The organism is Natrinema sp. LJW11 (assembly GCF_056135975.1).
Genome location: NZ_JBWBDM010000009.1, coordinates 65,717 through 79,241, shown reverse-complemented (window position 1 = coordinate 79,241; position 13,525 = coordinate 65,717). Strand labels below are relative to the sequence as shown.

The 13,525-nt window shown below is 66.3% G+C and carries 13 protein-coding genes; 6 read left to right on the top strand and 7 right to left on the bottom strand.

Features of this window, described 5'->3' with window-relative positions:
* Positions 1–274: 274 nt before the first annotated feature.
* Both AC0QDI_RS21145 and AC0QDI_RS21140 read left to right on the top strand, forming a co-directional pair.
* Entirely contained in the window at positions 275–2,482 is a 2,208-nt protein-coding gene (locus AC0QDI_RS21145; protein WP_474671567.1) for an amino acid permease, read from the top strand.
* A 153-nt stretch (positions 2,483–2,635) separates the two neighbouring features.
* Entirely contained in the window at positions 2,636–3,595 is a 960-nt protein-coding gene (locus tag AC0QDI_RS21140; RefSeq protein WP_474671566.1) for an N-acetyltransferase family protein, read from the top strand.
* Between the two features lie 73 nt (positions 3,596–3,668).
* Here AC0QDI_RS21140 and AC0QDI_RS21135 read toward each other — a convergent pair whose 3' ends face one another.
* The 3 genes from AC0QDI_RS21135 to AC0QDI_RS21125 form a co-directional block, all read right to left on the bottom strand.
* Complete coding sequence (locus AC0QDI_RS21135; protein ID WP_474671564.1) at positions 3,669–3,950, bottom strand: ubiquitin-like small modifier protein 1; 282 nt, start codon at positions 3,948–3,950, stop codon at positions 3,669–3,671.
* A gap of 31 nt (positions 3,951–3,981) precedes the next feature.
* Positions 3,982–5,262 (bottom strand): TrkA C-terminal domain-containing protein, encoded by a 1,281-nt coding sequence (locus AC0QDI_RS21130; protein WP_474671562.1) that lies wholly within the window; start codon positions 5,260–5,262, stop codon positions 3,982–3,984.
* Positions 5,263–5,335: 73 nt separating this feature from the next.
* Positions 5,336–6,613: a DUF8167 domain-containing protein gene (locus tag AC0QDI_RS21125; RefSeq protein WP_474671560.1), complete on the bottom strand. Its 1,278-nt coding sequence runs from the start codon at positions 6,611–6,613 to the stop codon at positions 5,336–5,338.
* A 131-nt stretch (positions 6,614–6,744) separates the two neighbouring features.
* Between AC0QDI_RS21125 and AC0QDI_RS21120 the strand changes: the two genes are divergently transcribed.
* Both AC0QDI_RS21120 and AC0QDI_RS21115 read left to right on the top strand, forming a co-directional pair.
* Positions 6,745–7,932, top strand: a complete 1,188-nt coding sequence (locus tag AC0QDI_RS21120; RefSeq protein WP_474671558.1) for an NAD-binding protein — start codon at positions 6,745–6,747, stop codon at positions 7,930–7,932.
* 354 nt (positions 7,933–8,286) lie between these two features.
* Complete coding sequence (locus tag AC0QDI_RS21115) at positions 8,287–8,460, top strand: hypothetical protein (RefSeq protein ID WP_474671556.1); 174 nt, start codon at positions 8,287–8,289, stop codon at positions 8,458–8,460.
* A gap of 204 nt (positions 8,461–8,664) precedes the next feature.
* Here AC0QDI_RS21115 and AC0QDI_RS21110 read toward each other — a convergent pair whose 3' ends face one another.
* The 3 genes from AC0QDI_RS21110 to AC0QDI_RS21100 form a co-directional block, all read right to left on the bottom strand.
* Positions 8,665–10,101, bottom strand: coding sequence for an HPP family protein (locus tag AC0QDI_RS21110; protein ID WP_474671737.1), 1,437 nt, complete (start codon positions 10,099–10,101; stop codon positions 8,665–8,667).
* Positions 10,102–10,235: 134 nt separating this feature from the next.
* Positions 10,236–10,400, bottom strand: coding sequence for a DUF7576 family protein (locus AC0QDI_RS21105; RefSeq protein ID WP_474671554.1), 165 nt, complete (start codon positions 10,398–10,400; stop codon positions 10,236–10,238).
* A gap of 1 nt (position 10,401) precedes the next feature.
* Positions 10,402–10,656, bottom strand: coding sequence for a HalOD1 output domain-containing protein (locus AC0QDI_RS21100; protein WP_474671552.1), 255 nt, complete (start codon positions 10,654–10,656; stop codon positions 10,402–10,404).
* 260 nt (positions 10,657–10,916) lie between these two features.
* Between AC0QDI_RS21100 and AC0QDI_RS21095 the strand changes: the two genes are divergently transcribed.
* A complete protein-coding gene (locus AC0QDI_RS21095) occupies positions 10,917–11,399 on the top strand; it encodes an Lrp/AsnC family transcriptional regulator (RefSeq protein ID WP_474671550.1) in 483 nt (160 codons plus the stop codon).
* 190 nt (positions 11,400–11,589) lie between these two features.
* Here the strand turns inward: AC0QDI_RS21095 and deoC are convergent, their stop codons facing one another.
* Positions 11,590–12,225 (bottom strand): deoxyribose-phosphate aldolase, encoded by a 636-nt coding sequence (gene deoC / locus AC0QDI_RS21090; protein ID WP_474671548.1) that lies wholly within the window; start codon positions 12,223–12,225, stop codon positions 11,590–11,592.
* 125 nt (positions 12,226–12,350) lie between these two features.
* Between deoC and AC0QDI_RS21085 the strand changes: the two genes are divergently transcribed.
* On the top strand, positions 12,351–13,382 hold the full coding sequence (locus tag AC0QDI_RS21085) for a ribose 1,5-bisphosphate isomerase (protein ID WP_474671546.1): 1,032 nt from the start codon (positions 12,351–12,353) through the stop codon (positions 13,380–13,382).
* Positions 13,383–13,525 lie beyond the last annotated feature (143 nt).

The window sequence follows — 13,525 nt, the reverse complement described above, 5'->3', positions numbered from 1 at the left end:
TTCGTCCACCCGACGAGCAACGGGTTCGCGTGGTCCTGCTCTCACGCTCTCTCGGCCACTCGTACTCCGGACGGGTCCGCAACACAACGTGGTATTGATTGTCGGATCCCGAATCTATCGGCGCTTTTATGCGGATCCGGCGACGAATCCCCGTACAGAACCACTCATGCGTCAGCGCACACTCCCGTCACTCCGTCTCCTCCCGGTCGGCAGCACACGGGCCTCGAGCCCCGTACCGACGCGGTCGCCGAACGACTGACGAACCCATTCTCCAATGCCAAAAGAACTCGAACGAGACCTCGGCTTATTCGCGGTCGTCGCGATCAGTATCGGCGCGATGATCGGCAGCGGAATCTTCATCCTCCCCGGCCTCGCCCTGAAGACGGCGGGTCCGGCGGTCATTCTAGCCTACTTACTCGCGGGCGTACTCGTCTTACCGGCCGCCCTGAGCAAGGCCGAAATGGCGACGGCGATGCCGGAGGCCGGCGGCACGTACATCTACATCGAGCGCGGGATGGGGCCGCTGCTCGGAACGATCGCCGGCGTCGGCACCTGGTTCTCCCTGTCGTTCAAGGGGGCGCTGGCGCTGGTCGGCGGCGTCCCGTACGTGCTGTACCTGTTCGATCTGCCGGTGAAGCCGGTCGCGCTCGCGCTGGCGGCCGTGCTCGTCCTCGTCAATCTCTTCGGCGCGAAACAGACCGGGCGCCTGCAGGTCGCCATCGTCGCGGTGATGCTCGCGGCGATGGTGTGGTTCGTCGTCGGGGGACTCCCGTCGACGGATAGCACCTACTACGGCGGCTTCTTCGACGAGGGATCCGGCGGTCTCCTCGCCGCGACCGGCCTCGTCTTCGTCTCGTACGCCGGCGTGACCAAGATCGCGAGCGTGGCCGAGGAAGTCGAAAATCCGGATCGGAACATCCCGCTCGGAATTCTCGGCTCGCTCTGCTTCACGACCCTCCTCTACGTCCTCATCGTCGTCGTCATGGTCGGCGTGACGCCGCCCGACCTGTTGAGTGACTCCGCGGTGCCGATGATCCACGCGGCCGAGGCGACGCTCGGCCGGCTGGGTGTGATCGCCATCATTATCGCGGCCGTCCTCGCGCTGATCAGCACGGCCAACGCCGGGATCCTGTCGTCGTCCCGGTATCCGTTCGCGATGGCTCGAGACAAGCTCGCGCCGCCGTCGCTGACGGAGATCCACGACGAGTGGGGAACGCCCGTGCGAGCGATCACGCTCACCGGCGCCGTCATGCTGGTGCTCATCGCGTTCGTCCCGATCCTCCAGATCGCGAAGCTGGCGAGCGCGTTCCAGATCATCGTGTTCGCGCTGGTCAACGGCGCGGTTATCGCCTTTCGCGAGGGGGACGTCGGGGAGTACGACCCGAGCTTCGAGTCGCCGCTCTATCCGTGGACCCAGCTCGTCGGGATCGCCGGCGGATTCCTGCTCATCGGCTACATGGGAACGATCCCGCTCGTCGGTGCCGTCGTCATCACGACGGCGTCGGTGCTGTGGTACGTCTACTACGCGCGCGGCCGCGTCCAGCGCGAGGGCGCTGCCGCGGACGTCGTCAGGCGGAGCGTCGGTCACAAGGCCGTCGAACAGACGAAAGCGACCATCGAAACGGTCGACGGCTACGAGGTACTCGTCGCAATTACCGAGAAGACGAGCGAGCAACGCGAGCGAGCGTTGGTTCGAATCGCTGCTGACATCGCCCGCGAGAACGACGGCAGCGTCACCGTCGTTCAGTTCGACGAGGTGGCCGATCAGGTCCCCCTCCAGCAGGCGTCGGAAACGCAGTCGCCGGCTGACGTCGAGTTCGAGGAGCGGACGGAGCCGCTGACCGAGGCGTTCGACGTGCCGGTCACCTACGGCGAGATCGTCAGCCACGACGCGAAGCGGGCGATCGCTAACTTCGCCGCCCACGAGGACGCGGACTTCCTCCTCCTCGAGCGAAGCGACGACCCGCTGTACGCGCCCATATTCGGGACGACCGTCGAGTGGATCACCCGCAAGGCGCCGTGTGACGTCTTGCTCGTCGAGGACCGCGACCTGGACCGGATCGACTCCGTGACGGTCGTCACCGACCGCGGCCCCTTCGATCCGCAGAAGATCACCGTCGCGAACGCGCTAGCGAGCGAGGCCGGGGGCACCATCACCCTGCTGTACCCGCTCGACGACGCGGCGACCGAGACGCAACGCGAGACGATAGACGAGTACCTCGCGGAGCTCGAGTCGCTGTGTTCGGTTCCGGTGAATCGGTCGATCGTCGAGACCGAGGACGCGGAACGGGACTTCGTTTCGGTGACGAACGCGGGCGACATCCTCGTCATCGGGACGGACGGGGGACGGATACGGGGGTCCCTGTTCGGCCGGCCGGCGGACAGAATCATCGACAGCGTCGACTGTACGGCGGTTCAGGTGAAGTCGAAGCGGGGCGGATCCGGCCCGATTCGTCGACTCGTCGAGCGCATGGTGTTCTGACGGGCCGGAACCGGTATTTCCCTGACGTCAGGTCTCGTTCGGGCCTCAGAGCCGAGCCTCGCGTGACTCACCGCGTTCCAACGCGTGCGACCGCACCCGTTTCTGCGAAGTTCTTTGCCGCACCGCCGATAAAGTACGCCTGTTCGACCGACGATGCCACCCGACACAGACGACGATCCGTCCGTCGAAATCCGCCGCGCGACCCACGACGATTACGAGGCCGTCGCCGACTTCACGAGCGACATCTGGCCCGACCGCGGCGGCGACTACATCCCGCGGATCTACCACGACTGGCTCGAGGACGACGACGAGACCGACAGGAAGACCTTCCTCGCGGAAGTCGACGGCGAGGCCGCGGGGATCGTTCAGGGCGTTCTGCTCTCGCCCGACGAGGCCTGGTTTCAGGGGATGCGCGTGGCGGCCGACCATCGCCGGCGGGGCGTGAGCCACCGGCTGAACGAGGCGACCTTCGAGTGGGCCCGCGAGCGGGGCGCGACCGTCGGCCGAGTCATGATCTTCTCGTGGAACGCGGTTTCGCTGGGTGCGGCGCGGGCCAGCGGGTACGAGCCGATCACCGAGTTCCGATTCGCCCACCCCGAACCCGACCCGGCGGCCGAGGGACCGGCCCGCGTCTCGCACGATCCGACGGCGGCCTGGCGCTACTGGACCCACAGCGATGCGCGCGAGCACCTGACGGGACTCGGCCTCGCACCGGGTGAGTCGTGGGCCGTCCGGGAACTCACGCGCGACGATTTCGAACGACTCGCCGACGAGACCGCCGTTTTTGCGGTCGAAACCGGTGACGGCCTCGCGGGAGCGGCCTATCGATCGCGAACGTACGATTGGGAGATCAACGATGACGACGCGGAGACCACGACCGGAGCCACGACGACCGAGACGTGGGCCGAATACGGCCTCGGCGCGTGGGAGGACGTCGATGCCGCCCGCTCGCTGTTCGCCGCGATCGCCCGCGACGCCGCCGACTGCGGTGCCGACGAGACGCGCGTCCTCATCCCGGAGACCGCCCGGTTCGTCACGGACGCCGCCGCGACGGGGGTCGATATCTCCGAGGAACCGGACTTCGTGTTGGGGATCGACCTGACAAGCGACTGAGCGGCGCGGTTGCCGGCGGTCGCTGCGCAGTGGCGGCCAGCAACCGTTCCGTCGCCGTGGCGCGACCAGCGACTTATCCGCCGCTGACCGGCGGAAACAGCGCCAACTCGTCGCCGTCCTCGAGTTCCGTCTCGAGCCCCTCCTCCTCGACCAGGACGTTCGTCCCGTTGCGAAGCACGTTGATCTGCGATCGGAGTTCGCCGTCCTCGAGCACGCGGCCCTCGAGTTCGGGCGCGTCCGCGAGGAGTTTCTCGAGGGCGTCGCCCACGGTGTCGCCGGCGGCGGCGTCGACGGTCACGTGCTTGGAACCGGCCCGTTCGGCGAGGTCGGCGAACAGTTTCCACTCGGTAGGCATACCTGGCGCTATCGGTGCCGACGGCAAGTAGCTACCGCTCCTGTGGCCGTTCCCGATCCCGTGACCGTTCGGGCTCGTGGTCAATATCCGACTCGCCGCTGGTATCGGAATCCGCACCGGGGTCGGGCGAGCCGCCCTCGTCTCGTGTTTCGACCAGCGTCCGGTCGCTGACCCGCCGCAGCGCGTCCGGTCGACCGAGCACGTAGGCGATATCGCCGACCGCGAGTCGAACGTCACCCGCCGGCAGTGGCAGGTGCTCCTCGCCGTCCTCGCTCTCGCGGTCGAGGGCAACCACGAGCACCGGGAGCGCGTCGATCGAGAGGCCGGCGAGGGGGTCGTCCGGTTCGACGGAGACCGTCGTCACCGTCTCGTCGGCCGCCCGGAGCAGGGAGACGAGGTCCCGTTCGGCGTCGGGACTGCCCGGCAGCGTCGCGAGCCGGTACTCTCGGTCGGGCTCGAGGTCGCGCGCGTCCTCGGCGTCGAGGGCGACGGTCACGACGTCGGCGGCGGTCGCCCGGAGTTCGCCGCCGGCGACGCGCCGCGCGGTGGCGCTCTCCTCGTCGCGAGCCCAGATTCGGACCGCATCGCCCGGACTGGCGTCGGCCGCGGGATCGCCCGCGAGCGCGACGGCGACGGTCCCCGGCGCGAGCGTCGGACCGATCCCCGCCGGCCGGCTTCCGACGGCGAGGTAGCCGACCGACCCGTCGGGCTCGAGGTCGACGTCGACGTGGCCGATCCCGAAGTCGCGCTCGAGGCGGGCGATCAACCGCTCGCGCCGTTCCTCGACGGTCAGCCGCCTCGGGAAGAGGAACGTCTGGCCCGACACCTCCGCTTTCACCGAGTCGTCGACGGGGTCGTAGCCGTCGATATCCCCGATCTCCTCGGGCAGTTCGACCGTGACGACGCGGCCGGCCGAGCGGACGAGCTGCGTGACTTCGGTGATCGTCCGCGGGGTGGCGACCACGAACACGTCCCGTGCGAGGTAGTCGCCCAGCCGACGCCCGGCGTCGGCGGCGATCGCACTGGCGACGAACGCGGCGACGGTGTAGATCGCGGTTCTTGGCTCGAGCAGGCCCGTGTTGCCGAGGATCGCCTGAGACAGCGCGGTCTGGGTGTTCAGCCAGATCGCGACGAGCGCGACGCCGAAGAGGACGGCGACGCCCTCCGGGATCTCGTCGGCGCTGTACCAGCGGTAGGTGAACGCCACACCGGCTCCCGCGCCGGCCGCGAGCAGGATGAAGCCGAGGATGCCAACGAGCGCTTCCACGAGCGTCTCGGTGGGGACCAGCTGGGCGACGCCGGGATCTATCACGACCGATCACCGCCGTCGTGGCCGTCGCCGTCGGTCGCGGGAGGACGCTCGGTCGGGACGACGGGACGCCGGATCATCGGGCGATCGCCTCCACGAACGCCTCGGTCGCGTCGGCCGGTCCCGCGACGAACGCCTCGTCGCCGGCCTCGAGTCGCCGTTCGATGCCGGGACCGAAGACCCAGCCGTGGCGACGACCGCCGGTCTCGCTGCCCTGCCGTCGCACCGCCAGAATCGTCACGTCAGCCGTCGACGGAGTCGCGTCGAAATCGGTCGCTTCGTCGTCGGAACCGGTCGCACCGACGGTGAACCGTCGGATGGCGTACCCCTCGCGTTTGACCAGCGCGAGCGCCTCGAACTCGCGGCTCGTTCCCCGCGAGCGCACGACGAGTCGCGGCGACTCGACCTCGAGGATCGGTTTCACGTCCCGTCGAGCGACGGCGATGGTCACCCGGCCCGGGCCGCCGGCGGTCCCCGGGTTCGGTTTCGGATCGGCTATCGCGGGCTCAGCGTCCTCCCCGCCGTCGGTCGCCACCTCGTCGACGGGGGTATCGAGCGCGGCGTCCGCGGCGCGTTCGTCGTCGATCTCGGACCGAGCGCTCAGCACCGTTCCGGTGATCGAGCGCTCGCCGGCGCGAACGGTCACCTCGTCGCCTCGAGCGATCCCCGTCGGGACGAGCGTCGCGATCGAGACGGCGCGTTGGCCCGCCGGCACCCGTCGCGAGAGGGTTCCGGACGGCGGTGCCGCGACGATCGTCGCCCGACCCCGTTCGTCCATCGCGACGTCGACGTCCGCGAGGTCGTGGTCCGTTCGCAGCCGTTCCTCGATCCGGGCCTCGAGCTCCGAGAGGGGAAGATCCGCCGGGAGTTTCCACGAGCCGGCTTTGAGGTCCCGTCGGAGGGACGGCGACAGCGGTGGGTAGCCTTCCATATCGCGGATCTCGCCGGTGGGCCGGACCGTCACCTGACCGACGGAGCCGACGAGTTCGACGACGTCGGCCGAGAGGGTTTGCTGCCGAAGGCGGGTGAAGGAGAGCCGGCGCGGAAGCTCCGCGCCGAGTTTGTCACCCTGGTTGTGGGCGTAGAGGGCGAGCATGAGGACGACCAGCACGGCTATTAGCAGCCGCGGTGACTGAGCGATGGTCGGTTCGACGAGTCCCAGCAGGCCGCCCTGCACGCTGGCGATCGAGAGCGCGAGGACGACGACACCGAATCCGGGGAGGGTCACACCGGTGAAATACCGCACGAGAAAGCCGAGCGAGCCGGCGACGAACGCGGGGACGATACCGGTCAGGAGACCGAGGTAGAGGCCGAGCAGCACTTCGACCAGCAGATTGCTCGGAATCGATTGCATTGTGGGGGAGTGGGACGGGACCGTTAAATTTGCACCGGCAGGAGCGTCCGTCTCCGTTTCGGGTTCGGTACGCGGCCCCGGCCGGAAGCGAGACGGGGACGTTTAACTAGCACCACCGCCGACCGGTGTGTATGGTCGACGACCGGTCGCTTCGAGCGCGGTTACCGGACAACTGGCGGCGAGTGTTCACGACGCGGATCGCCGTCGTCCTCGTGTTGCTGGTCGCCCTGCTCTCGGTCGTCACTGCGGTTATCAACATCGGGACCGAGACCGTCTACGGGCCGCTCTCGGGGTACGTTCCCGATGTCGTTCAGGACGTTGCCGGGTTCACCGGCGCACTTACCGGGTTCCTGATGGTCGGCAGCGCACTCGCACTCCGACGCGGGCTCAGAGTCGGCTGGTGGGCGACGTTCTTCCTCCTGCCGCTGACCGCAGCGCAAGGGCTGCTCCAGACGAGTCAGTACTCGGTCCCGCTGGTCGTTCTCTCGTTGGTCGCGATCCCCTTCCTGTTGCTCACCCGCAAGCGATTCGACAAACCGCTCTCGCTCACCACGACGCAGGTCGCGGCCGGGTCGGCGCTCGTCGGCGTCCAGCTCTACGGCACCATCGGCGGCTACGCCCTCCGCGATCACTTCGACGGCATCACGACGATCCTCGACGCGTTCTACTTCACGCTGATCACCTCGAGTACGGTCGGCTACGGCGACGTGACGCCGAACCCCGACTCGGTACAGGGGATGTTGTTTACGATGTCCGTGCTCATTCTGGGCGTTGCCAGCTTCGGTATCGCGATCGGAGCCCTCGTCGGTCCCGTCATCCAGGACCGCATCTCGAAAACACTCGGAAAGATGACCGACTCACAACTCCAACTGCTCGACGAGCACATCCTCGTGCTCGGCTACGGCGAACTGACGGAACCGATCGTCGACGAACTCGCGGACAGCGGCCGGGAGTTCGTCGTCGTCACCAGCGACCGCGAGGCCGCGACGGCGCTCACCGACCGCGGTCTCTCGGTCGTCAAGGGCGACCCGAGCGACGAGGAGCCGCTCCAGCGCGCGAAGATCAACCGCGCGGCCGCGATCCTCGTCGCGACGAACCACGACGCCGAGGACGCGCTGACCGTCCTCACCGCCCGCGAGCTCGCGCCGAACACCCGCATCGTCGCCGCCGCGACCGACCGGGAGAACGTCAAGAAACTCGAGCGCGCCGGCGCGGACGCGGTGATCAGTCCCTCGATGCTCGGCGGCCACCTGCTCGTCCGATCGGCGCTTGGCAGCGACGAGAGCGGGTTGATCGATCGGATCCTCGAGAGCGAGTGAAATTACACGACAGAGGGTTGAAGGGAGCCGTTCCAAGCGAATCGTGAGAGCGCGTTCTGACGGGGAAGCAGCGTTTCACACCGAACTGGCCAACCGGCATGCAGTGGCGCGCGCTTGAAGCCGGCCGAACGAGAGTGAGGGCGGCTGACGACATTGCGCGAGGGATGAGTGAGCGCAGCGAACGAATCGGTTGGGGAGGGCGTGGCGATTCCGTGTTGCCACGATAGAAGGAGGTTATGAGGGAGTCATAGAAGGGTTTTCATACTCTCTGCGCGGGTAGCACCGAATGATAAGTATAGGTGTCTCACCCATCATCCCCAAAACATATACTGGTTGATTTATAACGTGAAGAAAATGAATGAAGAAGATATTATCCAGAGACTCAATCTCATTATAGTGCTCCTCTTAGGTATCATTGCACTACTTCTGTGGCCGATTCTACCAAACTTGCTCTTTTACGGTGGAGTAGTTGCGATACTTGTTGTTGGTGGTGCAATGGTGTGGGGATTGTCCCGTGCCTACCGATAGGTTCGCACGCCTACGTAACGGCTGGCTCACTGAGATAATGGCGAAATCATCCCTTGGAAATAGTTCTATGACACCCTCGGAAGCGATAGTAACCATTGAAAACACTGCACACTCGATCGCACGACGACTGTGCGATCGGTGTGTGAATCATTTCAGCGGTTAGGATAGTCGTAATCGGGGCTGTCTCATCTCCACTAAACACTGCTAGCGGTGGCGGCCGCGGTGGACGATCGCCACGTCCGTCTCGAGATCGCTGAGTTTTCGAAACGTCGGCGGCGAGACGAACCGCGAGGCGGTCGACCGGTCGGTGCTCGAGCCGACGAAACAGACGTCGTACCGGGGCGCGATGCGGTTCAGGTAGGACTCGACCGACGCGTTGGCGACGTGGGTCTCGAAGCGCCCCGAGAACGCGTCGACGAGATCCGCGAGCGTTCCCTCGGCCGCGCGGCGGCGCGACTCGCGGTCGATGCAGGTGCAGACGCTGATCGGTCGGCCGGGCCCGGTCACCCGGATCGCGAAGTCCACCATCGCTCGAGCGGTGTCGCCCGCACCGCGGACCGCGACCATACTGTTCTCCCACCGCCGTCGCGGAGTGCCGTTCGAGCGGAACGCGATCACGTCGATCTCGCTGTCGAACAGTCCCGTGAGAAACGCCGAGAGACCCCCGCTCTCGCGTTCGGCGTAGGGTGCGACGATGAGATCGCAGTTTTGCTGACGGGCGGTCTGCAGGGTGAGCGCGGCGGACTGTCCACCGTCGGCCGCGACGACGACCTCGCAGGGGACGTCGTACGCGTCCGCGAGTTCGTCGGCGAACGACTCGAGGCGCTGCCCGGCGTCGCTGGCCGCGCGTTCGGCCGGGGCCGGTTCCTCGCTCCCGTCGTCCCCGGCGGCCTCGGTACCGACGGGATCGACGCGCCGCTCGGCGTCCTCGTCGACCACGTCGAAGAGGACCACCTTCCCGGCGTCGTGCGCGCCGGCGATCGACGCGGCGAAGCGAGCGACCGTCTCCCCGCCGTCGGCCATCGGAACGAGGACGTGATCGTCGCCGCCGGTCGTCCCGTAGAGGTACTGCGCGCGCTGTTCGTAGAAGCGACTCCGCCAGAGGACGAACGCGCTCGCGACGAACGAACTCGAGACGACGATGCCCAGCACGTAGGCGAACTGCGCGTTCCCGGTCACGAGCACGAGCAGCGCGGTCGAAAACGCCGTCGGTTCCTCGAGATCGAGCCCCCACGTGCAGAGCCCGGTGAAGAGGATGGCGAGGGCGGCTCCGGCCGCGCTGACGCCGCCGCCGGGCAGTCCGGCCGCGGCCGTGAGTTCGAGCGCGAGCCAGCCACAGAGCGCGCCGACGGTCATCCCACCGACGAACTTCCACGGCGTGGCGTACTTCCCCTCGGGATCGGCGAAGAGCGTGTACGTGCCCGACGCCAGCGGCGGAAATAGCAGGAAGGAGATCTCCGCAGACATGTTCGTCAGCCACGTCACCGCCGCGATCAACAGCGGGACGAACACCAGTACCGAGAGATGGAGGAGGTTCCCGGTGTGCTCGAGCCATCGGACGAAGGAATCGACTTCGCGTCGCTCCAGCCGTCGCAGTCGACTCGCGAGCGCGTGGAGTCGCGCTCGAACCCCCTCGAGCATGAGAATTCGTTGCTCGCGGATCGACCAAAACTGTTCGGCTTCGCTCGAGAGGGACGCCGCGCCGGTCGTCTCTCGATAGGTGTCCGTTCTCCGGGTATCAGCGAGCGTTTCAGTTCGCACGCGGACTCAACCGATCAATCGCTCAGCCACATCGCTTTGCACTCATCGCTACAAAACGAGACCGGAGAGGCGTCGTCACCGTCGGTAACCACTTCGACGATCGGTGGCGGGTCAGCGGTGCCGTATTCCGTCCCACAGTGGGAGCAACCGTTCCAAAAATCCGGTCCGTCGGCGGTCATTTTAATCGCTCACAGTGACTACTCCGTCGCCGGAAACGCAGACTCGATATCCGCAATAGGCGAACTCGACGGTCACGTCCTCGCCAGTTCGAACGAGTGCGCCGACTGCGTCCGGGTCAATCACCGTCGCCAGCGGTTGCAACTCGAGCGGTGATATTCCTTCAGCAGCGGCAACGGCGTTGACGATGGCTTCTATGGCCGCATCAGGTCCGTGGAAGTTTTCCGTCGAGGTCGTCGCGTGTAGTGCGGGGGTCACAGGTGAACGAGGTCATCCACGTATAAAAACTCTGGGGAGAATAGTTCGATAGTTACTACAGATACCCATATACTGGGAAATGTCGAATTAATATCTTCCAAATACACGAATATCAATGCATTTGGGGACTCATTTTTAAGGGGGAAAATAGACATTTCGATAATACCGAAACTATGCCATTTTATCGGAAGTATCGAAATATAATCCCGAAAGCTGTGGAGCATCGATAGTCTCATGGCGACGGCCCGACAAACACGACCATGACGGAGTACCAACTCGACGAGGTAGACAAGCAGTTGCTGGATCTGCTCCAGAGGAACGCTCGGTCCAAGGCGATCGAACTGGCCGAGGAGATCGGTGTCTCCGATAACACCGTCCATAATCGGATCGAACGGCTGGAGGAGGCCGGAATCATCACCGGACACACGACGACCGTCGATCACGACCAGGCCGGGCTTCGTCTCCACTTTCACTTCAGTTGTACGGCCCGTATCAGCGACCGCGCCGGCGTGGCCGAGGAGGCGCTGGCCCTTCCGCAGGTCATCGAGGTGACCGAGCTGATGACTGGGCAAGAGAACCTCCACATCAAGGCGGTCGGTGCCGAGGACGAGGATATCACCCACGTTGCCGAACAACTCGACGAACTGAATCTCGAGATCAACGACGAGAACCTCATTCGGACCGAACACACCAGCCCCCTCGACTACGTGACGGTGATGGAACTGGTCGAACTCGACCAGTGACTGTTCGGACCATCGTATTGGCGTGCGCCGCCGTCTCCGGTACGGTGGGTTCGATGGGGAACGAACGGGTCGGCAGACGCTCCGGAACCACTTTGGCCGCACTGGCCGGCAGCCCGTGATCGAACCGAACCGAGGGTAATCCGTCCGCTGAGGGCCTATTCCCCGTGTCCGCTGAGGGCCCGTTCCCCGGCTACTCCGGCGCGCCCTCGAGAATTTCGACTCCGCTCGAGGCCCCGATGCGTTCGGCGCCGGCCTCGAGCATCGCCAGCGCATCCTCGTAGCTGCCGACGCCGCCGCTGGCCTTGACGGGGAGGTACTCGCTCATGAGTTCGACGTCGGGAACTGTCGCTCCCCCTTCAGCAAAGCCGGTCGAGGTTTTCACCATCGCCGCGTCGGCCGCTCGAGCGGCCTCGCAGGCCCGGTGTTTCTCCGCGTCGGAGAGGAGCGCGGTCTCGATGATCACCTTGACCGGGATCGGCACTGCGGCGACCAGTTCCGCGAGTTCGGCCTCGACGGCCTCGTCGTCGCCGGCCCGCAGGCGACCGACGTTGATGACGACGTCGAGTTCGTCGGCGCCGTCCTTCCAGGCCGTCACGCCCTCGCGGCGTTTCACGTCGGGCGCGTGCTGGCCGTGGGGAAAGCCGACCACCGTGGCGAGGGTGACGTCCGGGGCGTACTCGGCGGCCAACTCGACCGCGTAGGGCGGGATACAGGCGTTCATGCCGTGCTCTCGAGCGTCGTCGAGGACGGCTCGAACGTCGGCGGGCGTCGTCTCGGGGCCGAGGACGGTGTGGTCGATCAGGGGGGCGAGCTCGCTGCGATCCATAGGTGGGTCGACTCGTCGGACCGACAAAAAGGCGTCCGATTACGCGGCCGACCGCCGTCCGAAGCATCGCGTCACTGCCTCGGTCCGACAGTATCCTTTTCAGCGGCCACATGCAACTGACTCGCATGGCCGACACAGACCCCGGCGCCGTTCCGGCCGTCGAATCCACCGCCGACGACATCGCCGCGATGCGGATCCGCGGCGCGGCGACCATCGCCGACGCGGCCGCGGAGGCGCTGGCGACCCAGGCCGAACGCTCCGCGGCCGAGAGCCCCGCGGCGTTCCGGCGGGAACTCCGGACCGCCGCACGGACGCTCTACGAGACGCGGCCGACGGCGGTCAGCCTCCCGAACGCCCTCCGGTACGTGCTTCGGGGAATGACCGGCGAGAGCGTCGCCGATCTGCGAGAATCGACGATCACCCGCGCCGAGACCTTCCAGCGCGACCTCGCGCAGGCACAGGAGCAACTCGGCGAGATCGGCGCGAACCGACTGCGAGACGGCGACGTGGTCATGACCCACTGCCACTCGACGGACGCCCTCTCGTGTCTCGAGGCCGCGCTCGAGGACGGGAAGGACCTCGAGGCGATCGTCAAAGAGACGCGACCGCGAAAGCAAGGGCACATCACGGCGCGACAGCTGCGCGAGTGGGGCGTGCCGGTGACGCTGATCGCGGACAACGCGGCCCGCCGATACCTCGACGAGGCGGATCACGTCCTCGTCGGGGCCGACAGCATCGCGGCGGACGGCAGCGTGATCAACAAGATCGGAACGAGCGGACTGGCGGTCAACGCCCGCGAGCGGGGCGTGCCGGTGATGGTCGCGGCCCAGACGATCAAGCTCCATCCGGACACGATGACGGGTCACACCGTCGAGATCGAGATGCGAGACGAAACGGAACTCCTGTCGGACGAGGAACGAGCCGCGATCGTCGGCACGGACGCGAGCGACGAGGCCGCCGGCGAGACGGCGGCGATGGACGGCGACGCCCGTCCGCACCAGGACGAGTTGACCGTCGAGAACCCCGCGTTCGACGTCACGCCGCCGCGGTACGTCGACGCCATCGTCACCGAACGCGGCCAGTTTCCGCCGGAGAGCATCGTGACGCTCATGCGGGAGCTGTTCGGCGAACTGACCGACGACCCGTGGGACGCCTGAGACGGTCTGCTGTAAGTCATTTCCCAGCGCAATCACAGACGGTTCGCGGTTGCGCCGGAACTGACCGACAGCAGTCCGTATGACGCCGTTCGACGACGGTTCTCGCTTCCATCGTTCCGATAGTATTCGACAATCGGAAAGTG